We start from the raw sequence: 25,230 nt of genomic DNA on the forward strand, positions 1-25,230 counted from the left end.
GCGGTGACTATTCGGCCGCCTCGCGTTGCGGCTCAACGATCATTCCCTCCAGCCGGCCGCGAATGATCGCTTCCGCCTCGCGCACGATGCGGGAGACGAGCTCGGCGCAGCTCGGGATGTCCTGAATCAGGCCCTGGACCTGGCCAGCCGACCAGATGCCTTCGTCGGAATTGCCTGTGGCGTAGACCATCTTGCCGCGGGCACCCGCGACGAGCTCGCGGATGTCCTCGAACCTGGCGCCTTCCTTCTCCATCGCGACGACCTTGGTCGAGATCGCGTTCTTGGCGACGCGCGAGGTGTTGCGCATGGTGCGGAAGATCAGCTCGGTCTCGCGTTCGTCATTGGCGACGATCTTCTCCTTGATGAGCTGGTGGATCGGACTCTCCTTGGTCGCCATGAAGCGGGTACCCATGTTGATGCCGTCGGCGCCCAGCGCCAGCGCCGCGACGAGGCCGCGGGCATCGGCAAAGCCGCCCGAAGCGATCATCGGGATCTTGACCTTGTTGGCGGCGGCCGGGATCAGGATCAGGCCGGGCGTGTCGTCCTCGCCGGGATGGCCGGCGCATTCGAAGCCGTCGATCGAGATGGCGTCGACGCCCATGCGCTCGGCCGAGAGCGCGTGGCGCACGCTCGTGCATTTGTGCACGACCTTGACGCCATGCTTCTTGAACTCGTCGACATGCTCCTGCGGCTTGTTGCCGGCGGTCTCGACCACCTTGATGCCGGCTTCGATGATGGCGGCGCGGTATTCGGCATAGGGCGGCGGCTTGATCGCGGGCAGGATGGTGAGGTTGACGCCGAACGGCTTGTCGGTGAGGTCGCGGCAGCGCGCGATCTCCTTGGCGAGATCCTCCGGCGTCGGCTGGGTCAGCGCCGTGATGAAGCCGAGCGCGCCGGCATTGGCGACGGCGGCGACCAGCTCGGCGCGGCCGACCCATTGCATGCCGCCCTGGACGATCGGGTGCTCGACCCCGACGAGTTTAGTGAACCGTGTCTGCAGCATCGTCTGTTTCCCCCTGGGATGGCCCGCAGGCTCTGTTGTTGGTTGATGCTGCAAGGATATGCCGCCCGGGGTGGGAAAAGTCTATCAGTGGGGCGCGCAATGGAGGCGGGGTGGCATGCGGGGATGAAGGGAGATTCCGCGGGGCGGATAATTTGGGGCGCAACGATCGTATGTGACGACGCCACTCGAGCTCGTGTCCCGGACGCGCTGCAACGTTCTTCACGTTGCGGCGCCGAGCCGGGACCCACGCATCCGCGGATGCTCTGAGAGATGGGCCCCGACGCTGCGCTGCGTCCGGGGCACGGACAAGTAGTCTGTAGCAAGGTAATGGCGCGCTGCCGGACTTCGCCTACTGCGCCGACAGCCGCACCATCTGGCGGCCGCCGTTCATTTCCTTGAGGCGGTTGACGAAGTTTTCCGGGCGTTGCCAGCGATTGGGGACCTCGAGTCCCATGAACTCGGCGATGTCGCCGATGAAGCCGGTGCAGTTGGCGGTCTCGGCGTTCCACACCGGCGAGTTCGCCTGCAATTTCTTGATATAGGCGAACACACGCTTGGCGTCGGCCTCGTTCAGATAGACGCGATAGCTCGCGGTCAGATATTCCGGATCGAGATCGCCATAGCTCGCGCCGGTCTCGGACGGCACGAAGGTTATGTGGCCGAGCACGTAGGCCAGCGTGTCGCCGGCGGGCGTGAGGCCTGCGACCTCGACCGCCTTCTCGCTGGTCTTGCCGTACCAGACGAAGGCATGACCCCAGCTCGCGGCCGTGCGGGCGCGGAAGTCGACGTAATAGGGACCTTTCTCCACGCGCGCGACGGAGCGCCGCGTCGGTTGCGGTGCCGGCCGCGACGTGGACTCGGTCGTGGCAAGCGCATTGGCATCGCCAACGCGCTTGTTCGCTTCGTGCGCCGAAGCCGCGGGCATCAGGCACGCGATCATCGCCGCGAGCGCGAGCCCGGCAAGAATGCAGGATCCCGATCGATCAGGTTTGTTCGTCACGCTGTGCCCCTCGACTGCCGGCCGCTTACGCTGGTCTTGCGCGCATCGCGCCGGCGCGTCAGTAGCGCGCCGCGACCGGGCCGGGCGCCTTGCCGATCGGGGCCTTTCCAACCGGGCTCTTGCCAATCGGCATCTTTCCGATCGGCGCCTGCTCAGAATAGACCGGCACGGGCTGGCGGCGCGGCAGGTCCGCAGCGTTCGCAGCCGTCACCAGAGCAAGCGTGGCACCCAGAGCAATTACAATCTTCTTCACAGTGATACCCCTAGAAGGTTTGGCCCAAACACGGCCATGCCGTGCCCCCAGACACGCGTTACAGAAGGGCGGCCGAATGCGTCCAAGTTGCGGCGCACGCGGGACATGTTGGCGGCTTATGTCTGACGCGCGCAGATGTGATTTGTCCGGATGTTTCGAAGGGCGCGATGCAGGTTTCCACGCAACGCCTCACCCGATCCGGTTCAGATTATTCCTGATCGTCGCGAAGATGCCGCCGATGTCCTTGCGCAGCGCATCGAGCGCGTTGAAATTGTCGAAGACGCGCGCGAGGCGGTCTTCGACCTCGCGCTTGCTCTTGGTGAGCGCGTCGACGCGCGATGCGAGCGTCACTCCGGCGTTCGCCTCGATCTCGCCGACGGTTCTGGCGAGGAGATCGCGGGTGGCCCCGACCTCCGCGATCATGGCCTCGATGCCGAATACCGGCGCCTTGAGCGGGACGAGGTCGGCTTGCGCCTTCGACAGCTCTGTCTTGAAAGCGTTCAGCGTCGCCAGCGTCTCCTGCAAGGCGCCGAGGCGCTGGCGCGACTGGAGGACGAATTCGTTCAGCGCGTTCTGGCGGTCTGCGAGGGACGTGCCGTCGGCGTCCGTCTCGGCCTCGCCGAGCGCGCGCTCGATCTGGGCCCGGCGTTGGCCGAGCTCCTCGAAGTCGAGCCTAATGCCCTTGAGAATGTTGAAGCTGTCGTCGATGCGGGCGAGGCGCTGCTCGATCTCGATCTTGCTCTTCGACAGCGTCTCGACACGCGTTGCAAGCGGCGTCTCGCCGCCGGTTTCGAGTTCGTCGATGGTCTTGGCGAGACGATCATGGCTGAGACTGAGCTCGCCGATCAGGGCGTCGATGCCGGTGTCCGAGGATCGCAGCGGCGCCAGCTCGGCGTGGGATTTCGCCAGATCCTCCCGATACTGATTGAGAGTCGCGAAGGTTTCCTGGACCGCGTTCACCCGCCCCAGCAGCGCCGAGACGTCGCGCGCGATGTCCCTCTGCCGGTCGGCGAGGTTGTTCCTGCGGTCGTCGGTTTCGAGGTCGTGCAGCGAGCGTTCGAGCTGGTTCTGGCGGTCGCGGATCTCGGTGAAGACGGGCTCGACCGCGCGGCGCTGCTCGGCGACCTTGCCGACCATCTCGCGCAGATGCTGCTGGCGACGGCGGATCTCGGCGAGCTGGTCGTGCATGTCGGCGGATTCGTTGCGGCCCTGCTGCAGCAGCGCGCGCTGCTCGGTCTCGCCGAGCTTGTCGTGAAGGGCGGAGACCGCCTCCCGGGGATCGCTCTCGATCAGGTGCTGGACCGTGGCGTCGAGGTGGCTTTGCAGGGCGTGCGCGACGACGACGTCCTCGCGGGTCTTCTTGAGGCGCTCGCGCAGGGTGTCGAGGCGCCGGTCCTGGCGCGACAGCCGCCAGACGGAAGCGCCGATCAGCGTCAGTGCCAGCGCGGCGATCGCGCCGGCTGCGACGCGCTGCGGCGTGGGCAGGCTGGCGAACCAGGCGGGCAGCTGACTGACATCGTATCCGAACGCCTGCTGGGCGAAGATCGCGGCGACGGCCAGCAGGCCGAACCAGGCAACCAGGAAAAACAGCCACATCGTGAATTCCTCACGCCGGCACACATTTCCGCCATGATTGCCAACAGCGGAACCGGGCGCAAGGGGCCGGCGGGGCACCGGCCGCGCGTCGGGGCGCAAATCCCCAACTGGGCCGCATCAGCCGATGGGCCGGGGACGATGAAAGGCTGCAGGGACTTCCGGAAGTGGAAATCCCTGGATTGGACCTGGCTGTCGCGGCAGTCGCCGACCCGAATCGGCGCGCCTTATTTCCCTAGGAAGCTCGAGCGTATCTTGTCGGCGAACCAGACGACGAAGATCGCAGCGAACGCGAGGGCAAAGTACAGAGCCGTCCACAGAAGGGCATTACCGGCAGTCGTCATGGCTTCCTCCCTTGCATCAGAACTCGGTCTTTTGCCGGTAAGGATAGTGGCAGCCGCGACGGCGTGATTTGCGCAGGATCAATTTTGCCGCGCTGCAGCAAGGATAGCGCGTCTTTCGGGAGCGGGCCTGCCAAAAACAGGCTACAGCCGAAACTCGTTGGTGAGCTCGCCGATGCCGTCGATCGCGACGGTCACCGTGTTCAACTGCTCCTTCATCACGCCGACGCCGACCGAGGTGCCGACGGCGATGAGATCGCCGGGAAGCAGGGTCATGTCGTGTGAGATCCTGCTGACCAGCTCCTGCGCCGAGAAGATCATGTCGGAGATCGGGTAGTTCTGCCGCTCCGCGCCGTTGAGGATGGTGCGGACGGTGAGCTTGGCCGGATCGAGGCCGGTGGCGATGACGGGACCGAACGGACCGTAATCGTCGATGCCCTTGGCGCGGGCCCATTGCGGGAAAGTGGGATCGCTGGTCAGGATGTCGTTGGCGGTGATGTCGTTGACGCAGGTGTAGCCGAAGATGAAGCTGTCGGCTTCGTCAGGCGAGACGCGGGCGCAGGTCCTGCCGATGACGATGCCGAGCTCGCCCTCATAGGTGGTCTTGCCGTCGTAATACGAAGGCCGGCGGATCACGGCGCCCGGCGTCGTGATGCTGGTGGTGGCCTTGAGCAGATAGAGCGGCTCCGGCGGCTCGGGCTGGTTCAGCTTGGCGGCGAGCGCGTGAAAGTTGTTCCAGAGCGCGACGATCTTGCTGGGGGCGCATGGCGCGAGCAGCTCGACCTCCGACAAAGCCAGCGTCTTAGCCGTGGCGGCGTTGCGGCCGAACATCTCGCCCTCATGCACGCTGATGCCTGACGGGGTCAGCGTGCCGAAACCGGTCGTGCCGGCGTGGCGGAAGCGCAGCCACCTCTTGCTCTCGCCGGCCATCACGCCACCGCCAATGCGCGCGGATCCGCCGGCGCCGAGACGCCGTCATAGAGGCCGGCGATGCGGGCGCGCTGGGTCACCATCGCCAGCACCGAATCGAGCGCGGGAGTCGGGATGCCGGTGAGGCGACCCATCTCCTGCACGACGGTGACGAGCGGATCGATCTCCATCGGGCGGCCGCGCTCGAGGTCCTGGAGCATCGAGGTCTTGTGCGCACCGACCTTGCGGGCGCCCTCGATGCGGCGCTCGACGTCGACGCGGAATTTGACCCCGAAGGTCTCGGCGATCGCTTGCGTCTCCATCATGATCGCGCGCGACAGCGCACGCGTGGACGGGTCGGTGCAGATCACGTCGAGCGTCGCGTGCGTAAGCGCGCTGATCGGGTTGAAGCAGACATTGCCCCAGAGCTTCAGCCAGATCTCGTCGCGGATGCGGTCGAGCACCGGAGCCTTCAGCCCGGCGGCGACGAACAGATCGGCGAGGCGCTGCACGTCATCGGTGATCTCGCCGGAGGGCTCGCCGAGCGGGAAATTGTTGCCGTAGACGTGGCGGATCACGCCGGGCGCCTCGATCTCGGTGGCGGGATAGACGATGCAGCCGATGGCGCGCTCGGCGCCCAGCTCGCGCCACTGCCGGCCGCCGGGATCAATGCTCTCCAGCGTCGCGTTCTCGTATTGGCCGCCGTGCTTGTAGAAGTACCAATAGGGAATGCCGTTGACCGCGGTGACGATGCGGGTGTGGGGCCCGAGCAGCGGCTGCATCGTCTCGATCACGCCGGTGATCGAATGCGCCTTCAGCGTGATGATGATGTAGTCCTGCACGCCGAGCTCGGTTGGATCGTCGGTGCAGCGCGGATGCACGACGTGCTTCTCCTCGCCCGCCAGCAGCGTCAGGCCGCTCTCGCGCATTGCGGCAAGGTGCGCGCCGCGTGCGATGAGGCTGACATCGGCCCCTGCGCGCGCGAGCTGAACCCCGAGATATCCGCCGATCGCGCCGGCGCCGTAGATGCAGATCTTCATGAATTCCTCGCGGGGAGCAGAAGCCGGAATTTGGGACGAAAGATCCGGTCCGGCTCGGACGGATCCGAGCCGGGGCCGGCAGTCGCAGGGGAAGTGTGCGTCGTTCAGGCGGCCGCTTGCGGCGTGCCGTTGAGGGCCTCGTCAACGGCAGCGGCGATGTCGCGCATGCTGATGACGGAGACGAGGCTGTAATCGTCGATCACCGGCAAGTGGCGGATGTGGTGCCGGTTCATCAGATGCCGGACGTGCTCGATCGTGTCGCTCGAGCTGCAGGACACCAGCTGCTGCACCGAGACGAGCTGCGAGACCTTGACGTTGACGGCGTTCGCGCCGTGCTCGGCGACGGCGCGCACCACGTCGCGCTCGGTGAACATGCCGACCGCGGTGTTTCCTTCCGAGCGGACCACGTCCTTGACCACCAGCGCGCTGATGTTGTTGGCGCGCATCAGCTTGGCGGCGATGCCCACCGTCTCGTTCATTCGCACCGTGACAACGCGCGGCGTCTTCTTGCGCAGAATGTCTCCGACCAGCATTGCAACCTCCCTGGGTGAATGTTGGGAGAAGTGTGGTATACATAATGCCAATCGTCAAGCGCGGGATTTGGCCGATCCGAAAAATCTTGCGACAGCGGTCCTGACGTTTGTCGCCGCGACAAAAAGAAAGGGGCGCAGCGCTGCGCCCCCTGTCTTGTCGAGCAAACGCGTGTGGCGGTTACGCCGTCTCGGTCTTGGCGCTGCCGGTCGCAGCTTCGGTGCTCTCGGCTTCGTTGCCGAGGATGAAGGCGCGGCGCAGCGGCTTGATCACGACCAGCGCCATCAGCGCCGCCGTCGCGTTCAGGGCCACCGCGACCACGAACACGGCCTTCCAGCCATAGGCCGCCGAGATCACGCTGGCGAGCGGGACGAGCAGGGAGGCGGTGCCCTTCGCGGTGTAGAGCATGCCGTTGTTGGTGGTCGCGAATGTCGAGCCGAAGGTGTCGCCGCAAGTCGCCGGGAACAGCGAATAGATCTCGCCGAATACGCCGAAATAGATCGCGGTCGCCAGCACGAAAACCGACGGGATGTGACCGTAGGCCGACAGCGTCAGGAGCATCAACGCGGCGGTGCCGAAAGCGATGAACATGGTGTGCTCGCGGCCGATCGTGTCGGAGACGAAGCCGAAGAACGGGCGGCCGAAACCGTCCAGGATGCGGTCGAGCGAGATCGCGAAGGTCAGGGCCGCCATCTGGAAGCCGGCGAGCGTGACCGGCGTGTCGGCGATCTTGAAGTCGTGCGCGATCGGGGCGATCTGCGCCGCCGTCATCAGCCCGCCCGAGGCGACCATGACGAAGACGAGGTACATCACCCAGAAAACAGGAGTGCGCAGCACCTGCGGCGGCGTGAAGTCGATCCTGGTCTGCGGCAGATTGAGCTGCTTCTTCTTCGGCGGGATCGACAGCCGCGGCGGTTGGATGAAGAAGGCGAGCACAAACACGATCACGCCCTGGCCGATGCCGAAGGTGAGGAAGGCGTGCTGGTAGCCGCTCGCCGCGATCATGCTTGCGATCGGCACCACGGTGAGCGCGGCGCCGGCGCCGAAGCCCGCAGCGGTCGCACCGGCCGCGAGGCCGCGACGATCGGGAAACCATTTCAGCGCGTTGCCGACGCAGGTGCCGTACACCGCGCCTGCGCCCATGCCGCCGATGATCGCGGCTGTGTAGAGCAGGGTGAGGGAATCGGCCCAGGAGTTGAGGATCCAGGACAGCGCGATCATCGCGCCGCCGAACATGACGACGATGCGCGGGCCGTATTTGTCCACGAACCAGGCTTCGACCGGCACCAGCCAGGTCTCGGTGACGACGAAGATGGTGAAAGCGAGCTGGATCGCGGCGCGTCCCCAATGATGGGCCGCATCGATCGGATCGACGAACAGCGTCCAGCCATATTGCAGATTGGCGATCATCGCCATGCAGACGATGCCCATGCCGAGCTGGAGCCAGCGGAAACCGGTGCGAAGAGGCGCGGCCGTGACGGCGCCGTCCGAGCTGGAAATCATCAGAACCTCCCAACGCGCCCGATTGATTGCGATGCAGGATGGCAAGATGACCTGATGTCGCAAATATTGTGGCTTATCGTCGCAGGCGCTGATCCGGAGATTGGTATGCAATATTCCAGATTGCAAGCCCAAACTTGTCCGTCTTCGGCATAGGGCCGAGTTCCAGCCGCGATCCCTCCGAGCTTCCCAGCAAACGAAAACGCCCGGCCGCGAGGCCGGGCGTCTGCTCGATGAAGAGCTGTGGGGAGCGGGTCAGACGGTCGAGTTTGCGACCACGACCTTGCGCCAGGGCTTGAGCACCGCGATCGCCAGCAGCGAGGCCAGGATGTTGGCGCCGGCTGCGATGATGAACACGCTGTCCCAGGTGCCCGACGATTGCTGCATGTAGTTGGCGATCGGCACCAGCAGCGCGGCGGTGCCCTTGGCGGTGTAGAGCAGGCCGGCATTGGTGGTCGCGAACTTGGCGCCGAACGTGTCGGTGCAAGTCGAGGGGAACAGCGAGTAGATCTCACCCCAGGCAAAGAACACGAAGCCGGAGAGCAGCACGAACCAGATCGGATCGTGGCCCCAGAGGTAGAGCATCCAGATGCCGAAGCCTTCCATGCCGAAGGCGATGAACATCGTGTTCTCGCGGCCGATCATGTCGGAGATCCAGCCGAAGAACGGGCGCGTCAGGCCGTTGAGCACGCGGTCGATCGTGGCCGCGAACGTCACCGCCGTCATCGTCACCGCCATCAGCGTGACCGGCACGTTGTCGACCTTCCAGTCGGCCGCGATCGGCTTCAGATTGGCCGTTACCATCAGGCCGCCGGCACCGACGATCACGAACATGAAGTACATCAGCCAGAAGATCGGCTGACGCAAAACCTCGGTCGGCTGGTAGTTGCGCCGGGTCTGCAGCAGATTGGCGTTCGGCACCACGTTCGGCACCTGGCCCGCCTTCGGCGACAGCAGGAAGAAAGCGAGGATGCAGATGATGATGCCCTGGCCGAGACCGAAATAGAGGAAGGTGGCCTGGAAGCCGCTGTCCTTGATCATGGCCTGGATCGGCGCGACGGTGAGGGCGGAGCCTGCACCGAAGCCCGCGGCGGTGATGCCCGCGGCAAGACCGCGCTTGTCCGGAAACCACTTCAGCGCATTGCCGACGCAGGTGCCGTAGACGCCGCCGGCGCCGATGCCCGCGATGATCATGCCGAGATAATAGCCGTTGAGGGTGGTGGCCTGCGCGTTGATCGCCCAGCCGATGGCGCAGAGCACGCCGCCGACCAGCACGACGATTCGCGGACCGTATTTGTCGACGAACCATCCTTCGATCGGCACCAGCCAGGTCTCGAACAGCACGAACAGAGTGAAGGCCCATTGGATCGAGGCGCGATCCCAGCCGAACGTCTTCTGGATGTCAGGGACGAAGAACGTCCAGCCGTATTGATAGTTGGCGATCATCACCATCGCGCCGACGCCGATGGCCAATTGTGCCCAGCGATAAGCATCGCTCACACGGGCGGCACCAGGGGCCGCTGCTGCCGACTGCACCATATCCGTCATTAATAACCCTCCCGAACGCGCTCATTTTTATGCATGCGCTGGCGGGCATCCTGGTATGCATTATGCCAAGATTCAAGCTGAGGACGGGGAGGTGCGGCAAAATAACGCGGCTCTGTTCACATGCGTCAAGAGCGCCGGCTTGTAAAGCCCGAATTGTTGGCGGCGTGCGGCGGCGGCGCGGGCGCACGAATGCAAATTATTGATATAGATAACATTTTCAGCGTTGCGGCGAAGCCGCGGACGCGCCGTCGAACGCCTGTCCGCTGGGGATTTTCCACGCAGTCGCGCCTGCGCCGCCGGTGCACGATGGGCGGAGAGACCGCTCAGTATCGTGGAATTCTATATTCCAGAAGTCCGGCCTGCGGCAATTTGGCGAGGGAAGCAGTACGCTAGCGCCGGCTCGCGGCGCCTCAGGCCATCGAGGTGCGCAGCCGGCTGTAGCCTTCCTGGATTGCGGACCAGAACAGGGCGACCAGGCCGAGCGCCATGATCGTGCTGACGAGGCCGTTGGAGAAGAAGATGCCGAGCGATCCCTGCGATCCCAGCAGCGATTGCCGGAAGGCTTCCTCCGCCTTGTCGCCGAGCACGATGGCGAGCACAAGCGGTGCGAGCGGGTAGTTGCACTTCTTCAGGAGATAGCCGAGCACGCCGAACACCAGCATCAGCATCACGTCGAAGGTGCTGTTGTGCACCGAATAGGCGCCGATCGCACAGAGCACCAGGATGAGCGGCGCGATGATGCCGAAGGGCACGCGGAGGATCGCGGCGAAGACCGGCACGCAGGTGAGCACGACGATGAGGCCGGCGAGATTGCCGAGATACATCGAGGCGATCAGGCCCCAGACGAACTCTTTCTGCTCGACGAACAGCATGGGGCCGGGCTGCAGGCCCCAGATCAGCAATCCGCCGAGCAGGACGGCGGCGGTCGGGGAGCCGGGCACGCCGAGCGACAGCATCGGCAGCAGCGCCGCGGTGCCCGCGGCATGCGCGGCCGTCTCGGGCGCGATCACGCCTTCGATCTCGCCCTTGCCGAAATTGTTGCCGCGCCGCGCCAGGCGCTTGGCGATGCCGTAGCTCATGAAGGAGGCCGGCGTCGCGCCGGCGGGCGTGACGCCCATCCAGCAGCCGATCAGGCAGGAGCGCAGCGAGGTCATCCAATAGGCCGGCAATTCGCGCCAGGTCTGCAGCACGACCCTGAGATTGATGCTGGCCTTGCCGCCGCGGAACGCCAGCCCTTCCTCCATGGTCAGCAGGATCTCGCCGATGCCGAACAGGCCGATCACGGCGATCAGGAAGTCGAAGCCGTTGAGCAACTCGGTGACGCCGAAGGTCAGCCGCAATTGTCCCGTGATGGAATCGAGGCCGACCGCCGCCAGCGCAAAGCCCATCATCATCGCCGCGATGGTCTTGAACGGCGGCTCCTTGCTGAGGCCGACGAAGCTGCAGAAGGCGAGGAAATACACCGCGAATTTCTCCGCTGGGCCGAATCTGAGCGCGAAGCCCGCGACCAGCGGCGCAACCAGCGTGATCATGATGACGGCAAACAGCGCGCCCACGAAGGAGGAGGTGAAGGCGGCGGTCAGGGCTTCGCCGGGCTTGCCCTGCTGCGCCATCGGATAGCCGTCGAAGGTGGTCGCCACCGACCAGGGCTCGCCGGGTATGTTGAACAGGATCGAGGTGATGGCGCCGCCAAACAATGCGCCCCAATAGATGCAGGACAGCATGATGATCGCCGATGTCGGCGGCATGCTGAAGGTGAGGGGAAGCAGGATCGCGACGCCGTTGGCGCCCCCGAGCCCCGGCAGCACGCCGATGATGACCCCGAGCGTGATGCCGATGATCATCAGCATGATGTTGTAGGGCTGCAGGGCGACCGCGAAGCCGTGAAACAGATTGGCCAACTCTTCCATATCGATACGTCCTGCAGCAGTGACGGAAATGACGGCTCGGCTCTTACAGGCCGAGCCATTCCTCGAACGGACCCTTGGGAAGCGGGACCAGGAACCAGCGCTCGAAAACGAGATAGGTCAGGACCGGCATGCCGACCGCGATCGCGATGGTCGTCACCCAGCGATAATTGCCGAGCCAGCGCATGAACCAGGCGATGAAGACCATGGAGGCGACGTAGAGGCCGATGAACGGCATCGAGCCGACATAGATCGCGGTTGGCACGACGACGCTCATGACCTGGCGCAGCTGTCCCCATTCAGCGAACAGCCGGCCGTCGTCGTCGCGTTGCGCATGCCAGAGGTTGATTGCGCTCGCGCCGACGATCGCGGCGCCGATGTAGAAGGGGAAGAAGCCGGCACGCGGGCCCTCCGCGCCCCAGTTGATGCCGGCCTTCAGGCTGCCGAAGATCACGATCAGGCCGAACACGCCGATCAGCAGCGCCATGCCGATTTCCAGCGTCTTGTGTGCCGGGCCAGATGCGGATCTGGATCGTTCAGTCATGGGACCTCCAGGCAGAATTGCAGTCTTTCGCGGCCGCGGCCGGCGGGAGGGCGATCGGCGCCCTCAGCCGCCGTCGATGTCGCGGGTCAATTCGCGTTTGCGAGGAAGCCGGCTTCCTTCATCAGGGTTTCGTGGCGCTTCTCCTCCGCCTCGACCCACTTGGCGTAGTCGGCGCCCGCCAGGAAGGTCGTGTTGAAGGCGCCGCTCTTCATGAACTCCTGCCATTCCGGCGTGGCGCGGACCTTCTTGAACAGCTCGACGTAATATTCGACCTGGTCCTTCGTGGCCTTGGGCGCCATGAACACGCCGCGCAGCATGAGATATTCCATCGCAAGGCCCTGCGACTTGCAGGTCGGAATATCCTTCCAGGCCTTGCCGTCGGCGATCGGCTCGTCATAGGCCATCGGCTGGGCGTCGAAGACGCAGAGCGGACGCAGCTTGCCGCCGCGCCATTGCGCGACGGCCTCGATCGGATTGTTGACGGTCGAATCGATGTGATTTCCCACCAACTGCACCGCGACTTCGCCGCCGCCCTTATAGGGGATGTAGGTGAACTTGGCCTCGATCGCCTTCTCGATGCCGACCGTGATGATCTGGTCTTCCTGCTTCGATCCTGTGCCGCCCATCTTGAAGGAGCCGCTGGGCGCCTTTTTCGCCGCATCGACGTAATCCTTGACGGTGGCGTACGGCTTCTCGGCATTGACCCAGAGCACGAACTCGTCGAGCGCCAGCATCGCAACAGGCGTCAGATCCTTCCAGTTGAAAGGAATTCCCGTCGCCAGCGGCGTGGTGAACAGGTTCGACAGCGTGATGATGATCTTGTGCGGATTGTTCGCCGACGTCTTCACGTCGAGGAAGCCTTCGCCGCCCGCGCCGCCGGCCTTGTTGATGACGACCAGCGGCTGCTTCATCAGATTGTGCTTGGTGACGATGCCCTGGATGGTGCGCGCCATCTGATCGGCGCCGCCGCCGGTGCCCGCGGGCACGATGAACTCGACCGGGCGGACCGGCTCCCAGGCTGCACGGCTTGCCGTGCTGCTGGCGCATGACATCGCGATTGCCGCCACAGCGACATTCAGAACGAGTGGCTTCATCTGTTTCTCTCCCTGTCGAACCCTCACCGCAGCCGCTCTTTGTCGGCTTGCGTCAGCCCATCTCAAGTCATGTGCCCGGGGCAACCTAGCGGTTGATTTCCCAAGTCCCAATCGAAATTCTATGAGCGGGGACACCGCCCGGCATCCGGTCCTTTCGGCTAAGGCTTGGCCAGGGGCGCGGCACATCTGTCCCTGGGACGTACCTTCGCTGCGTTGAGTCCTCCGCCTGCTACCTTTGATTGTGCAATTGTTTTAGATTGATTGAATGCATGGTATGCGAGATGCCAGTAGACAAACAATCGGCTCGGGGCGTCACGCAGTGGACTAATTGTCGCAGCTGGGGCCCGGCCCGCGGGAGGCGGCGCGAACAGAAAATGGCCCCGGCATGCGGGGCCATTTGAACAAACTTCGTGTTTGCGAGGCTGCCATCCCGCCGTTTGACGGGCGGGCGCGGCGATTACAGGCCGAAACGCGGCAGATCGCCGTTATGGTTCGAGATCTCGGCGCTTGCCATCAGAAAGCTGTCGATCGCGGCCATCAGGCGGGCGAACAGCGAGGCGGACGGGGCGAGAGCGACGGAAGCGGTCTTGGACATCGGAATTCCCTTTCTCGAGACGGCCAGTCTTAAGCCAGTCAGTCTTGGCGTCTCATGGCGAAGGGGAATTTATGTATACCAGATGCCAGTGTCTACGCTCTTGTTTGCATAGCAGCATTCGATGCACTGCATTGCAGCATAATGCGGGATTGTGGAGCCGGAGGGTGGCCAAATCGTTCGCTCCGAGGCGGGATTCCGATGGCGATGGGCGCCAGGTTCTGGCCGCACTGCAGCGGACGGGCCTTGGCAGGGCAAGTCAAAGCCGCTAGTGGTCTGCCCCCTTCCAATCATCTGTCAGAGTGGTTCATGTCGAGCGCCTCGCCCGCCGTCTCGATCGGCATCGATTTTGGAACCAGCAATACGGTCGTCGCGCTTGCGGCGGACGATCGCCGGGTCGAGGCCATCCGGTTCGACCACGGCGGACAGCGCCACAGCGTCTACGTGTCGGCGCTGTGCTTCTGGGAGGACCGGCCCGGCGCCGGCGCCCAGGCCGAGGGTGGCCCGTGGGCGATCGAGACATTCCTCGAAGGCCGTCACGTCTACCGCTTCCTGCAGTCGTTCAAGACCTTTGCGGCGAGCAGCAGCTTCAACACCACGCAGGTGTTCCGGCAGCGCTTCAAGTTCGAGGACATCCTGGCGGCGTTCCTGCGGACATTGGCGCGCCACGGCGGCGAGAAGTTCGGCTTCGAGACCTCGACCATCACGGTCGGCCGCCCGGTGCGCTTTGCCGGCGGCAATCCCGACGAGGCGCTGGCGATGGAGCGCTACCGCGCCGCGTTCGAGCGCCTGGGCGCCGGCCATGCCCGCTATGTCTACGAGCCCGTGGGCGCGGCGTTCTCGTTCGCCCGCAGGCTGGAGCGCGATGCCACCGTGCTGGTTGCGGATTTTGGCGGCGGCACCAGCGATTTCTCCGTGATGCGCTTCTCGCGCAAAGGCGGTGTCCTTCGTGCCGAGCCGCTCGGCCATGCCGGCATCGGGATCGCCGGCGACACGTTCGATTACCGGATCGTCGACCACGTGGTCTCGCCGCGGCTCGGCAAAGGGTCCAGCTTCCGCTCCTTCGACAAGGTGCTGCCGATCCCGAGCGGCCATTACACCAATCTGGCGCGCTGGCATCAGCTGGCGATGATGAAGAGCAACGGCGACCTGCGCGAGCTCCGGGAGCTCCAGCGCACCGCGCTCAAGCCTGAGCTACTCGAGGACTTCATCACCATCGTCGATCTCGACCTCGGCTTTGCGCTGTACCGCGCGGTGTCCGACGCCAAGGTCGCGCTGTCGGCGCAGGACGAGGTCGACTTCCGTTTCAAAGGCGGCGGCGTCGACATCGGCGCGGCCATCACGCGGAAGAATTTCGAATCCTGGATTGCCGACGACATCGCCCGGTTAGGTGCCACCGTCGACAAGGTGCTGGCCGAAGCCGGCATCGCCGCGCGCGAGATCGAGAGGGTCTTCCTGACCGGCGGCAGCTCGTTCGTGCCGGCAGTGCGAAAGCTGTTCGCCGAACGCTTCGGCAACGAGCGGCTGATGTCGGGCGACCAGTTCGAGTCGATCGCCTACGGGCTCGCGCTGATCGGGCACAGTCCGGATCCGGATCGCTGGACCGCAGGTGGCGGGCTGGCCGCGAAGGCATAGCAGGCTGCGCGCAGCGTCCCTTGCGGGAGGCTGTTCGGCGCTATTTCTGCTGAATTCGGTTCAGGTAGTCGATCACCGCGAGAATGCGAGTCCGCACCACGACCTCCGGGTTTTGCTGCGGCCCGGCCTTCTGCCAATAATAGGGATCGACGGCGTGAGGCAGGTTGACGATCGGGTTGAACCGCTCGCCCCAGATCGGCATTTCACGCGTGCCGTGCGCGGGGACCGATTTCGACCCATAGATGGTTTCGTAGACGGCGTTGGTGGGAAACACCCCGTTGTTGTTCTTGGCCAACATGGTCAGGTCGGACGGCGGGGTCTTGAGCTGGCCGCTGACCGGTCCGTTGCCCTTTGCCTGAGGGCCGTGACAACTCGCGCACGAAGACTGGAATTCAGCCTTGCCAATGTCGACGTCTTCGGCGTGAGCGGAGGCGGCGAAACCGGCGGCAAGACCGGCAATGATCAAGCATTCGACAGCAGATCTCATCATCTCGCCTCCGATCGGCAGGGAAGACTCGTGCTCCTAGCCGCTTCGCCATCTCAACAGTTTGACGCATATCAAGACCGCACACCAGTGCCGTCGCCTGGGCAAAGGCCCGCAGCAGGCGCGCCCGGCATCTTTTGCGGGTTGAGAGAGTGCCGTAGGGTGGGCAAAGGCGCGCTCTTCGCGCGCAGTGCCCACGCGTCTGTCGCCGTATCGGAACGAGCGTGGGCACGGCGCTTTGCGCCTTTGCCCACCCTACGATGCTGATGTCGCCGCTACTGATTGATCTCCGGCTCGACCAGCTTCGCCAGATTGCGCAGCGATTCCTGCCAGCCGAGATAGCAAGCCTCCGGCGGAATGACGTCGGGAATGCCGGCCTGCGTGATCTCGATCTCGGTGCCGACCGAGACCTTCTTCAGGTTCACGCTCACCTGAATTTCGCCGGGCAGGTTGGGGTCGTCGAACTTGTCGGTGTAGCGCAGCCGTTCGCCGGGGACGAGCTCGACATATTCTCCGCCGAACGAATGGCTGTTGCCCGTGGTGAAATTCCGGAACGACATCTTGAACGTGCCGCCGACCTTCGGTTCGAAATGATGCACGGTGCAGGTGAAGCCGTTCGGCGGAAGCCATTTCGCCATCGCATCCGCCTCCAGGAAGGCGCGATAGACCTTCTGGGGGCTGGTGGCGAGAACGCGGTGCAGGCGGACAGTGCTGGGCATGGTTGTTATCCTCTTTTGTCTTGATGGGCCCGAGATTGGCGTCTATGGCCCATTCATGTCACGAGGACGACCGGGAAGCCGCCGATCCGACAAGGCGCGGCGGATTCTTTTCGCGGGTGTTCCGCCGGTATTCTAGACGGCCGCGACATCCTGCGGCGTCATCGTGAACGCCAGCTCGTAGCGGCCGATGGTCGGATTGTTCTGCGCGCCCAGGGCGCCAAGCGACCCGGGCGAAAGCGGGCCTGCGATCACGGCCTCAACGACATCGGCATCGTAGCCTGACAGCAGCACGATCCAGTCGGCGGCGCCGTCCTTGCCGCGGATCTGCTGTTCGGTGGTGGGCGCGCTCGTCCGCGGGGTATCGGTGCGCAGGAGGTGAGCGCCGGTCAGCCCCGGTTGCTGCGCCAATGTGCCGAGCGTGTTCGAAAGCTGTGCCTGCAAGTCCGCCTCGCGTCCGGCCTGCGGTGACAGCCTGATCGTCGCGAGCGAAGTCGCAACGCCACCACCGAAGCTTTCGACGAGGCGGCACTGGCTGCGAATCATGCCGAGATGATGCGGCATCATTTTCGCCGACCACGGCGTCGGCGCGTTGAGCCGGTCGAGATATCCCTTCGAGGTGAGCACCTCATACTCTGCGAGCTCGTAGAGCACGAAGAAACCTTCCGCGTCCGTCGTGCTGGTCCAGCGCGATCCGCGCCGGAAGCCGGGAATGCTCATCCGCTCCGGAAAGTGCTCATGCGAATGCCAGTCGCCGAACTCGGCCCGCTGCTCCGGCCGAACGTTCCACCACATCGCGACGGCGGCCTTGCCCAGCAGTGACATGGAGAGCTCCCTTTTCGGAGCACTTTGCCTCGAAGCCAACGATGACGGCAAGGTGTTCGCGCATGACGGGCCGGAGCCGACGTGCCGGCGGGATTCGACCGGCAGGGTTTCATCGCGAGCTCAACGCGGCGGTGGTACTGTATTTCGGAGGGCACGCCCCTGTTTTGCCCGACGCCTCGAATAGTTTTCGGCGCATCAGAAATCGTGTTTGAAGCCAAGGACTTGGCTACTGTGCATGGGGTTGTTTTTCAGTTTTTGAGCTTGAGCTTGGGCCTGCGCCCGCCGATCTCCTCATGAATAAGGGCCGCCCCTTCGGGCGGCCCTTTCGTTTTGGTTGAGGCGCTGTCGCTTACTCCGCGGCCTGCTTCTGCGGCGGGTCGAGCGCGCCGGACTTGTGGATCTCGGCGACCTGGTGATCCGAGAAGCCGAGCACCGAGCGCAGGACCTCGTCGGTGTGCTCGCCGAGCAGCGGGGAGCGCTGCACGTCGCTCGGGCTGTCCGACAGCTTGATCGGGTTGCCGACCGAGATGTACTTGCCGCGGGTGGGGTGGTCGACCTCGACCACCGTGCCGGTCGCGCGCAGCGACTGGTCCTCGGCGATCTCCTTCATCGACAGGATCGGGCCGCAGGGGATATCGTCCTTGTTGAGGATCTCCATCGCCTCGAACTTGGTCTTGGTCATCGTCCATTGCTCGATGCGGGCGAAGATCTCGTTGAGGCGCGGCAGGCGGGCGGCCGGCTTGGCGTAGTTCGGATCGGTCTTCCAGGTGGGCTCGCCGATCACGTCGCAGATCTTCTCCCAGACCGGGGCCTGGGTGATGAAGTAGATGTAGGCGTTGGGATCGGTCTCCCAGCCCTTGCACTTCAGGATGCGGCCGGGCTGGCCGCCGCCGGAATCGTTGCCGGCGCGCGGCACGGCGTCGCCGAACGGCACGCCTTCGCCGAACTGGCTGTACTCCTTGAGCGGGCCGTGGGCGAGGCGCTGCTGGTCGCGCAGCTTGACGCGGCAGAGGTTGAGCACGCCGTCCTGCATCGCGGCGGTGACGCGCTGGCCCTTGCCGGTGTTGGTGCGCTGATAGAGCGCGGTGACGATGCCGAGCGCCAGGTGCAGGCCGGTGCCGCTATCGCCGATCTGCGCGCCGGTCACGAGCGGCAGGCCGTCGCGGAAGCCGGTGGTCGAGGCGGCGCCGCCGGTGCACTGCGCGACGTTCTCGTAGACCTTGCAGTCTTCGTACGGTCCGGGGCCGAAACCCTTGATCGAGGCGACGATCATCTTCGGGTTGATCGCCTGAATCTTCTCCCAGGGGAAGCCCATGCGGTCGAGCACGCCGGGGCCGAAGTTCTCCACCAGCACGTCGCACTTCTTGATCAGCTCGGTGAGGACTTCCTTGCCCTTGGGGTTCTTGGTGTCGAGCGTGATCGAACGCTTGTTGTGGTTGAGCATGGTGAAATACAGGCTGTCCACGTTCGGGATGTCCTGCAGCTGGCCGCGGGTGATGTCACCCACGCCCGGGCGTTCCACCTTGATCACGTCGGCGCCGAACCAGGCCAGCAGCTGCGTGCAGGTCGGTCCGGACTGGACGTGGGTGAAGTCGAGAATGCGAACGCCCTCGAGCGCTTTGGTCATCGTGTTGCTCCGTACTCTTGTGTCTGCCCCTGCACCCGGCAGGGAATAAGGGTTGAGGGGTGGACTTACTTCTTCTTCTGCAGAACGCTCTGCGGATTGAGGTTGCCGATGCGGCCGCTCTCCGAGCCCGCGGCCGGATCGATCACCGCGTTGATGAGCGTCGGCTTGCCGGACTTCATCGCGTCGTTCACGGCGCGCTTCAGCTCGTCGGGCGAGGTCGCATTCACGCCGACGCCGCCGAAGGCCTCCATCATCTTGTCGTAGCGCGCGCCCTTGACGAACACGGTGGTCGCCGGATCGGAATTCGCGCCGTTGACGTCGGTGCCGCGATAGATGCCGTCATTGTTGAAGATGACGACGCAGATCGGCAGATTGTAGCGGCAGATGGTCTCGACCTCCATGCCGGAGAAGCCGAACGCCGAGTCGCCTTCCACCGCCAGCACGGGGTGGCCGGTCTCGAGCGCGGCCGCGATCGCCTGGCCCATGCCGATGCCCATCACGCCCCAGGTGCCGACGTCGAGACGTTTGCGCGGGCGGTACATGTCGATGACGCCGCGGGCGAGGTCGAGCGTGTTGGCGCCTTCGTTGACGAGGATCGCCTCGGGATAGTCCTTGATGACGTTCTTCAAGACGCCGAGCGCGCCGTGATAGTCCATCGGCGATTTGTTGTTCATCAGCTTCGGCGCCATCTTGGCGACGTTCTCTTCGCGCTTGGACGAGATCGCCTTGGTCCATTCGGCGGGCGGGGCGGTCCAGCCCGTTGCCATCGCCTGATTGAAGGCGGAGACGACCGAGCCGATGTCGCCGACCACGGGCGCGACGATCTCGACGTTGGAGTCCATCTCCTTCGGCTCGATGTCGACCTGGATGAACTTCTTCGGCGCTTCGCCCCAGCTCTTGCCCTTGCCGTGCGACAGCAGCCAGTTCAGCCGCGCGCCGATCAGCATGACGACGTCGGAGTCCTTCAGCACGGTCGAGCGGGCCGCGCCGGCGCATTGCGGATGGGTGTCGGGAAGGAGGCCCTTGGCCATGCTCATGGGGAGGAACGGCACGCCGCTCTTCTCGACGAAGCTCTTGATCTCCTCATCCGCCTGGGCGTAGGCCGCGCCCTTGCCGAGGATGATGAGCGGACGCTTGGCGCTCTTGAGCACGTCGAGCGCGCGCTTCACCGAAGCGGGCGAGGGGATCTGCGCGGGCGCAGCATCGATCACCTTGACCAGCGATTTCCGGCCGGCCTCGGCGTTCATCACCTGGCCGAACAGCTTTGCCGGCAGGTCGAGATAGACGCCGCCCGGACGGCCCGAGACCGCGGCGCGGATGGCGCGGGCGAAGCCGATGCCGATGTCCTGGGCGTGCAGCACGCGATAGGCCGCCTTGCACAGCGGCTTTGCGATCGCGAGCTGGTCCATCTCCTCGTAATCGCCCTGCTGGAGGTCGACGATCTCGCGCTCGGAGGAGCCCGAGACCAGGATCATCGGGTAGCAATTGGTGGTGGCGTGCGCGAGCGCGGTGAGACCGTTGAGGAAGCCGGGCGCCGAGACGGTGAGGCAGACGCCGGGTTTCTTGGTGAGATAGCCGGCGATGCCCGCGGCATAGCCGGCGTTCTGCTCGTGGCGGAAGGAGATCACGCGAATACCGGCGGCTTGCGCCATGCGGCCCAAATCCGTGATCGGGATGCCCGGCACATTATAGATGGTGTTGATGCCGTTCAGCTTGAGCGCGTCGATGACGAGATGGAAGCCATCGGTCAGCTCCTGCTCGGTGCCCGGTGCCTCGGACTTGGTCGCGGTATTCAGCATGGGCCTTGTCTCCCTGGTCTCAAGTGGTGGGGCGAGTTGTTCGCCCTTCTGGTGAATGGTGGCAAATTTACAGCTACGTGAACAATTCCTGGCCGTGCGCCTCGACGTAAGCGGCAAGGCCGAGGGTGTGGTCCCGGGCGCGCTTCTCGGCGAGCTCGGTGTCGCGGGCTTCCAGCGCTTCGATCATCGCAAGATGCTCGGGCAGCGAGGTCGCGGTGCGGTCCTTGCGTCCGATCGTCAATTGGCGATAACCGCGCACGTGCAGCAGCAGGTCGTTGGTGAGATCGACCAGCACCGGCGATTCCGACAGCGAGATCAGAGCCTGGTGGAAGGCGATGTTGGCGCGCGAATATTCCTCGACGTGGTCCTCGGGCAGGCGGTCCTTGCCGAAATCCTTGAAGAAGTCGCGTAGCGCGGTGATGTCCTTCTTGCGCGCGGTGGTGGTGATGAGGCGCGCGGCCATGCTCTCGAGCGCTGCCCAGGCGCGGATCATGTCGACGATCTCGCTCTTGGTCCTTCGCACCACCATGATGCCGCGCCGTGGCACGGTCTTCACGAAACCGTCCTGCTCGAGCATCGCGATCGCTTCGCGGATTGGGGTGCGGCTGACGCCCAGGCGTTCGGACAGCGCGCGCTCGTCGAGCATCACCGGCTCGGGCGTCGAGTAGATGTCCATCTTGAGGATGGCTTCCTTCAAGGCGTCATACGCCTTGTTCTTGAAGCTGCTCTCCGGGGCAATACGAACGATTGCGATGTCTGCCTCGGCCATGTTCGGCAACGCCTTGGTTGGTTTCCGTAGTGACACGACGAATCTCCTCCAGTGGGGAGTCGTCTTTTACAGGAATATTGACAGGAAAGTTTTTGGCATACCACATGCCAGAATGTCAAGGCGGCGATTTTTTGCGGCGTTCTAAGTGATGCAGCAGCTTGACAAGTTGGCTTCTGGCATACCAAATGCCATCGCCAGCCATTTTTGATCCAGGGCGGTGGAGTAATCTCAGGCTTGATGCCGCTCCGGCCCGCGACATGGAACAGAGCGCGGCGAATGGCAAGCATCACGGGCAGCCGCAACCACGCGCGCGCTTTGAAAAGAACGAACTGAGGTCAAGGGAGAAGCCACATGTCCAATTCCAAAGATGCCGTCCGCAAGGTGCTTGACCAGGTCAAGGCGGACAACCGCACCAGCCTGACGGCCCCGGAAGGCAAGCTGGTCTGCGACGCCTACGGCATTCCGGTGCCGAAGGAAGGCGTGGCGAAGTCGGCGGGCGAAGCCGGCAAGATGGCCTCTTCGATGGGCTTCCCGGTCGTGATGAAGATCGTCTCGCCGGACATTCTCCACAAGACCGAAGCCGGCGGCGTCATCGTCGGCCTCAAGACGGCGGACGAGGCCGAGAAGGCCTACGAGACCATTCTGTCCAACGCCAAGAAGTACAAGGCCGATGCCAAGATCGAAGGCGTCCAGGTGCAGCAGATGCTGGCCGGCGGCACCGAGGTCATTGTCGGCTCGATCACCGACGGCTCGTTCGGCAAGCTGGTGGCCTTCGGCCTCGGCGGCGTGCTGGTCGAGGTGCTCAAGGACATCACCTTCCGCCTCGCGCCGGCGACCAAGGAAGACGCGCTGTCGATGCTCGACGGCATCCAGGCGCATGAGATCCTGAAGGGCGTGCGCGGCGGGGAGCCGGTGAACCGCTCGGCGCTCGCCGACGTCATCGTCAAGGTCTCGCAGCTCGTCACCGATTTCCCTGAGATCGTCGAGCTCGACCTCAATCCGGTATTCGCGACGCCTAAGGGCGCCACCGCTGCCGACGTGCGCATCGTCGTCGACTTCGCCTATGTGCCGAAGCCGAAGCCCCGCCCGACCGAGGAGATCGTCGCGGCGATGAACCGCATCATGCAGCCCAAGGCGGTCGCCGTGGTCGGCGCCTCCGCCGAGGATGGCAAGATCGGCAATTCCGTGATGAAGAACCTCATCAACGGCGGCTACAAGGGCGACATCTATCCGATCCATCCCAAGGCCGCCGAGATCCTCGGCTACAAGGCCTATAAGAGCGTCAAGGACGTGCCCGGCGTGATCGACGTCGCGGTGTTCGCGATCCCCGCCAAGTTCGTGGCGGCGGCGCTGACCGAATGCGGCGAGAAAAAAATCCCCGGCGCGGTTCTGATTCCGTCGGGCTTCGCTGAAGCCGGCGCGCCGGAGCTGCAGGCCGAGATCGTCGAGGTCGGCAAGAAGTACGACATCCGCCTGATGGGGCCGAACATCTACGGCTTCTATTATACGCCGGCCAATCTCTGCGCGACCTTCTGCACGGCTTACGACGTCAAGGGCCACGCCGCGCTGTCGTCGCAGTCGGGCGGCATCGGCATGGCCATCATCGGCTTCTCGCGTTCGGCGAAGATGGGCGTCTCGGCCATCGTCGGCCTCGGCAACAAGTCCGATATCGACGAGGACGATCTGCTCGCCTTCTTCGAGCAGGATCCGAACACGAACCTGATCGCGCAGCACTGCGAAGACCTCAAGGACGGCCGTGCCTTTGCGGAGGCTGCAAAGCGCGTCTCCAAGAAGAAGCCGGTCGTCGTGCTCAAGGCCGGCCGCACCTCGGCGGGCGCGAAGGCGGCGTCCTCGCACACCGGCGCGCTCGCCGGCAACGACAAGATCTACGAGGACGTTCTGGCACAATCGGGCGTGATCCGGGCCCGCAGCTTGCGGCAATTGCTCGAATTCGCCCGGGGCGTGCCGGTGCTGCCGACGCCGAAGGGCGAGAACGTCCTGATCATCACAGGTGCGGGCGGCTCGGGCGTGCTGCTGTCGGATTCCTGCGTCGACAACGGCCTGTCGCTGATGTCGATGCCGCCGGATCTGGATGCGGCCTTCCGCAAGTTCATCCCGCCGTTTGGTGCTGCCGGAAATCCTGTGGATATCACCGGCGGCGAGCCGCCGATCACCTACGTCAACACCGTGAAGCTCGGCCTGTCGGACGAGCGCATCCATTCGCTGATCCTTGGCTATTGGCACACCATCGTCACCCCGCCGATGGTGTTCGCTCGCAACATGGTCGAGGTGAAGAAGGAGATGGAGGCCAAGGGCTTCGTGAAGCCGATGGTCGCCTCGCTCGCCGGCGACGTCGAGGTCGAGGAAGCCGCCGAATATCTCTACCAGAACGGCATCCCGGCCTATGCCTATTCGACCGAGCTTCCGGTCGAGGTGTTGGGTGCCAAGTACAAATGGGCGCGCGGGGCAGGGCTGCTCTGACGATCTTCGCCTCTCCCCGCTTGCGGGGAGAGGCCGGAATTTGCGCAGCAAATCCGGGTGAGGGGGACTCTCCGCGAGTGTAACTGTCACCGTCCCCGCGGAGACTCCCCCTCTCCCTGACCCTCTCCCCGCAAGCGGGGCGAGGGAAAGAACGAATGCAGGTCGCGATGAACAAGAACGTGATCCGGCGCAAATCGCTCGAGCCCAAATCGGCTGCGGAGGCCGATCATGAGATCCGCGACGGCGGCGTGCAGTCCGTCGACCGTGCGCTCTCCATCCTGGAAACGCTGGCCGAGGACGACGAAGGCTACCGCCTCAGCGATCTCGCGATCCGCACCGGCCTGTCGGCCTCGACGGTGCATCGCTTGCTCGCGACGCTGGAAAGCCGTCGCTTCGTGCAGTTCGATCGCGCCGAATCCAAATGGCACGTCGGCTCGCGCGCCTTCACGGTCGGCGCGAGCTTTGCGCGGCGGCGCAACTTCTCGACGCAGGCGATTCCATACTTGCGCAAGCTGCGCGATCTAACCCGCGAGACCGCCAATCTCGCCGTTGTCGACGACGAATTCATCATCGTTCTGACCCGCATGGAGAGCCGCGAGATCATGCGCTCGCTGACCCAGGTCGGCGGCCGGGTCCCCATGGTGACATCGGGCGTCGGCAAGGCGGTGCTTGCGACCTATTCGGACGATGATGTCGGCGCCGTCATCCGCCATCACGGCATGCCGCGCCTGACCGAGAAGTCGATCGTGCGGCCGAGCGATCTGTTCAAGGAGCTCGAAAAGATCCGCAGGCAGGGTTTTGCGCTCGACGATGAAGAAGCCTGCATGGGCCTGCGCTGCATTGCTGCGGTGGTATACAACGACTGTGCCGAGCCGCTCGCGGCGATTTCCGTCTCCGGCATGACCAGCCGCCTGACCGACGACAGATTGTCGGATGTGGGCCAGATCGTGCGCGAGGTCGCCGGCGAGCTGACCGTCGCGCTGGGTGGGGTGATGCCGACGCCTCGCTAAAACGCAGGAATCTGGGCGCTGTCGCTGGA

General features: G+C 64.5%; 22 protein-coding genes. 3 read left to right on the forward strand and 19 right to left on the reverse strand.

The genetic code is table 11. The features are described from left to right. Positions 1–7: 7 nt before the first annotated feature. The 13 genes from WI560_RS10235 to WI560_RS10295 all read right to left on the reverse strand — a co-directional run bounded on the left by WI560_RS10235 (position 8) and on the right by WI560_RS10295 (position 13,858). A complete protein-coding gene (locus tag WI560_RS10235; protein WP_375307897.1) occupies positions 8–1,003 on the reverse strand; it encodes an NAD(P)H-dependent flavin oxidoreductase in 996 nt (331 codons plus the stop codon). Between the two features lie 349 nt (positions 1,004–1,352). Next, entirely contained in the window at positions 1,353–2,003 is a 651-nt protein-coding gene (locus WI560_RS10240) for a hypothetical protein (protein ID WP_375307898.1), read from the reverse strand. A 58-nt stretch (positions 2,004–2,061) separates the two neighbouring features. After that, positions 2,062–2,262, reverse strand: coding sequence for a hypothetical protein (locus WI560_RS10245; protein ID WP_049820038.1), 201 nt, complete (start codon positions 2,260–2,262; stop codon positions 2,062–2,064). 183 nt (positions 2,263–2,445) lie between these two features. After that, positions 2,446–3,852: a hypothetical protein gene (locus tag WI560_RS10250; RefSeq protein WP_375307899.1), complete on the reverse strand. Its 1,407-nt coding sequence runs from the start codon at positions 3,850–3,852 to the stop codon at positions 2,446–2,448. A 482-nt stretch (positions 3,853–4,334) separates the two neighbouring features. Next, the gene (locus tag WI560_RS10255; RefSeq protein WP_375307900.1) at positions 4,335–5,120 is read right to left on the reverse strand and encodes a fumarylacetoacetate hydrolase family protein; all 786 of its coding nucleotides are present in this window, start codon (positions 5,118–5,120) and stop codon (positions 4,335–4,337) included. Next, positions 5,120–6,139, reverse strand: a complete 1,020-nt coding sequence (locus WI560_RS10260; RefSeq protein ID WP_375307901.1) for a 2-dehydropantoate 2-reductase — start codon at positions 6,137–6,139, stop codon at positions 5,120–5,122. The genes WI560_RS10255 and WI560_RS10260 overlap by 1 nt, the downstream gene beginning before the upstream one ends. Before the next feature lie 104 nt (positions 6,140–6,243). Then, positions 6,244–6,672 (reverse strand): CBS domain-containing protein, encoded by a 429-nt coding sequence (locus tag WI560_RS10265; protein ID WP_257177572.1) that lies wholly within the window; start codon positions 6,670–6,672, stop codon positions 6,244–6,246. A 178-nt stretch (positions 6,673–6,850) separates the two neighbouring features. After that, positions 6,851–8,173: an oxalate/formate MFS antiporter gene (oxlT, locus tag WI560_RS10270; RefSeq protein ID WP_375307902.1), complete on the reverse strand. Its 1,323-nt coding sequence runs from the start codon at positions 8,171–8,173 to the stop codon at positions 6,851–6,853. 252 nt (positions 8,174–8,425) lie between these two features. Beyond that, entirely contained in the window at positions 8,426–9,718 is a 1,293-nt protein-coding gene (gene oxlT / locus WI560_RS10275) for an oxalate/formate MFS antiporter (RefSeq protein WP_375307903.1), read from the reverse strand. A 410-nt stretch (positions 9,719–10,128) separates the two neighbouring features. Then, positions 10,129–11,628, reverse strand: a complete 1,500-nt coding sequence (locus WI560_RS10280; protein WP_375161116.1) for a tripartite tricarboxylate transporter permease — start codon at positions 11,626–11,628, stop codon at positions 10,129–10,131. 43 nt (positions 11,629–11,671) lie between these two features. Then, on the reverse strand, positions 11,672–12,169 hold the full coding sequence (locus WI560_RS10285; protein ID WP_375307904.1) for a tripartite tricarboxylate transporter TctB family protein: 498 nt from the start codon (positions 12,167–12,169) through the stop codon (positions 11,672–11,674). 86 nt (positions 12,170–12,255) lie between these two features. Further along, on the reverse strand, positions 12,256–13,263 hold the full coding sequence (locus WI560_RS10290; RefSeq protein WP_375307905.1) for a Bug family tripartite tricarboxylate transporter substrate binding protein: 1,008 nt from the start codon (positions 13,261–13,263) through the stop codon (positions 12,256–12,258). A gap of 457 nt (positions 13,264–13,720) precedes the next feature. Continuing rightward, positions 13,721–13,858: a hypothetical protein gene (locus WI560_RS10295; protein ID WP_194388353.1), complete on the reverse strand. Its 138-nt coding sequence runs from the start codon at positions 13,856–13,858 to the stop codon at positions 13,721–13,723. 306 nt (positions 13,859–14,164) lie between these two features. On the opposite strand from WI560_RS10295, the gene WI560_RS10300 reads away from it, so the two are divergent. Next, positions 14,165–15,490 (forward strand): Hsp70 family protein, encoded by a 1,326-nt coding sequence (locus WI560_RS10300; protein ID WP_375307906.1) that lies wholly within the window; start codon positions 14,165–14,167, stop codon positions 15,488–15,490. 40 nt (positions 15,491–15,530) lie between these two features. Here WI560_RS10300 and WI560_RS10305 read toward each other — a convergent pair whose 3' ends face one another. The 6 genes from WI560_RS10305 to WI560_RS10330 all read right to left on the reverse strand — a co-directional run bounded on the left by WI560_RS10305 (position 15,531) and on the right by WI560_RS10330 (position 21,710). Continuing rightward, on the reverse strand, positions 15,531–15,956 hold the full coding sequence (locus WI560_RS10305) for a cytochrome c (protein ID WP_257177578.1): 426 nt from the start codon (positions 15,954–15,956) through the stop codon (positions 15,531–15,533). 293 nt (positions 15,957–16,249) lie between these two features. Next, positions 16,250–16,693 (reverse strand): SRPBCC family protein, encoded by a 444-nt coding sequence (locus WI560_RS10310; protein ID WP_375307907.1) that lies wholly within the window; start codon positions 16,691–16,693, stop codon positions 16,250–16,252. A gap of 132 nt (positions 16,694–16,825) precedes the next feature. Beyond that, on the reverse strand, positions 16,826–17,515 hold the full coding sequence (locus tag WI560_RS10315) for a hypothetical protein (RefSeq protein ID WP_375307908.1): 690 nt from the start codon (positions 17,513–17,515) through the stop codon (positions 16,826–16,828). A 349-nt stretch (positions 17,516–17,864) separates the two neighbouring features. After that, entirely contained in the window at positions 17,865–19,142 is a 1,278-nt protein-coding gene (frc, locus tag WI560_RS10320) for a formyl-CoA transferase (protein WP_375307909.1), read from the reverse strand. Between the two features lie 65 nt (positions 19,143–19,207). Then, the gene (gene oxc / locus WI560_RS10325; RefSeq protein WP_257177582.1) at positions 19,208–20,941 is read right to left on the reverse strand and encodes an oxalyl-CoA decarboxylase; all 1,734 of its coding nucleotides are present in this window, start codon (positions 20,939–20,941) and stop codon (positions 19,208–19,210) included. Between the two features lie 73 nt (positions 20,942–21,014). Continuing rightward, positions 21,015–21,710 carry a GntR family transcriptional regulator gene (locus WI560_RS10330; RefSeq protein WP_167380903.1) on the reverse strand — a complete coding sequence of 232 codons (696 nt, stop codon included), beginning with the start codon at positions 21,708–21,710 and terminating at the stop codon, positions 21,015–21,017. Between the two features lie 351 nt (positions 21,711–22,061). Between WI560_RS10330 and WI560_RS10335 the strand changes: the two genes are divergently transcribed. Beyond that, positions 22,062–24,191 (forward strand): acetate--CoA ligase family protein, encoded by a 2,130-nt coding sequence (locus WI560_RS10335; protein ID WP_257177583.1) that lies wholly within the window; start codon positions 22,062–22,064, stop codon positions 24,189–24,191. A gap of 167 nt (positions 24,192–24,358) precedes the next feature. Further along, positions 24,359–25,201, forward strand: a complete 843-nt coding sequence (locus tag WI560_RS10340) for an IclR family transcriptional regulator (RefSeq protein WP_375308809.1) — start codon at positions 24,359–24,361, stop codon at positions 25,199–25,201. The last annotated feature ends 29 nt before the right edge of the window (positions 25,202–25,230 follow it).

The sequence above is a fragment of the Bradyrhizobium sp. A11 genome (assembly GCF_042077125.1).
In the GTDB taxonomy this organism is placed as follows: Bacteria; Pseudomonadota; Alphaproteobacteria; order Rhizobiales; family Xanthobacteraceae; genus Bradyrhizobium; species Bradyrhizobium japonicum_B.

What these genes read in the sequence shown, in the direction of transcription:
- oxlT (WP_375307903.1), bottom strand. Translation starts at nt 9,718, where the DNA reads ATGACGGATATGGTGCAGTCGGCAGCAGCGGCCCCTGGTGCCGCCCGT.
- WI560_RS10340 (WP_375308809.1), top strand. Translation starts at nt 24,359, where the DNA reads ATGAACAAGAACGTGATCCGGCGCAAATCGCTCGAGCCCAAATCGGCT.
- WI560_RS10335 (WP_257177583.1), top strand. Translation starts at nt 22,062, where the DNA reads ATGTCCAATTCCAAAGATGCCGTCCGCAAGGTGCTTGACCAGGTCAAG.
- WI560_RS10260 (WP_375307901.1), bottom strand. Translation starts at nt 6,139, where the DNA reads ATGAAGATCTGCATCTACGGCGCCGGCGCGATCGGCGGATATCTCGGG.
- WI560_RS10285 (WP_375307904.1), bottom strand. Translation starts at nt 12,169, where the DNA reads ATGACTGAACGATCCAGATCCGCATCTGGCCCGGCACACAAGACGCTG.
- oxc (WP_257177582.1), bottom strand. Translation starts at nt 20,941, where the DNA reads ATGCTGAATACCGCGACCAAGTCCGAGGCACCGGGCACCGAGCAGGAG.
- WI560_RS10300 (WP_375307906.1), top strand. Translation starts at nt 14,165, where the DNA reads ATGTCGAGCGCCTCGCCCGCCGTCTCGATCGGCATCGATTTTGGAACC.
- oxlT (WP_375307902.1), bottom strand. Translation starts at nt 8,173, where the DNA reads ATGATTTCCAGCTCGGACGGCGCCGTCACGGCCGCGCCTCTTCGCACC.
- frc (WP_375307909.1), bottom strand. Translation starts at nt 19,142, where the DNA reads ATGACCAAAGCGCTCGAGGGCGTTCGCATTCTCGACTTCACCCACGTC.
- WI560_RS10310 (WP_375307907.1), bottom strand. Translation starts at nt 16,693, where the DNA reads ATGCCCAGCACTGTCCGCCTGCACCGCGTTCTCGCCACCAGCCCCCAG.
- WI560_RS10255 (WP_375307900.1), bottom strand. Translation starts at nt 5,120, where the DNA reads ATGGCCGGCGAGAGCAAGAGGTGGCTGCGCTTCCGCCACGCCGGCACG.
- WI560_RS10330 (WP_167380903.1), bottom strand. Translation starts at nt 21,710, where the DNA reads ATGGCCGAGGCAGACATCGCAATCGTTCGTATTGCCCCGGAGAGCAGC.
- WI560_RS10295 (WP_194388353.1), bottom strand. Translation starts at nt 13,858, where the DNA reads ATGTCCAAGACCGCTTCCGTCGCTCTCGCCCCGTCCGCCTCGCTGTTC.
- WI560_RS10250 (WP_375307899.1), bottom strand. Translation starts at nt 3,852, where the DNA reads ATGTGGCTGTTTTTCCTGGTTGCCTGGTTCGGCCTGCTGGCCGTCGCC.
- WI560_RS10280 (WP_375161116.1), bottom strand. Translation starts at nt 11,628, where the DNA reads ATGGAAGAGTTGGCCAATCTGTTTCACGGCTTCGCGGTCGCCCTGCAG.
- WI560_RS10265 (WP_257177572.1), bottom strand. Translation starts at nt 6,672, where the DNA reads ATGCTGGTCGGAGACATTCTGCGCAAGAAGACGCCGCGCGTTGTCACG.
- WI560_RS10290 (WP_375307905.1), bottom strand. Translation starts at nt 13,263, where the DNA reads ATGAAGCCACTCGTTCTGAATGTCGCTGTGGCGGCAATCGCGATGTCA.
- WI560_RS10315 (WP_375307908.1), bottom strand. Translation starts at nt 17,515, where the DNA reads ATGTCACTGCTGGGCAAGGCCGCCGTCGCGATGTGGTGGAACGTTCGG.
- WI560_RS10235 (WP_375307897.1), bottom strand. Translation starts at nt 1,003, where the DNA reads ATGCTGCAGACACGGTTCACTAAACTCGTCGGGGTCGAGCACCCGATC.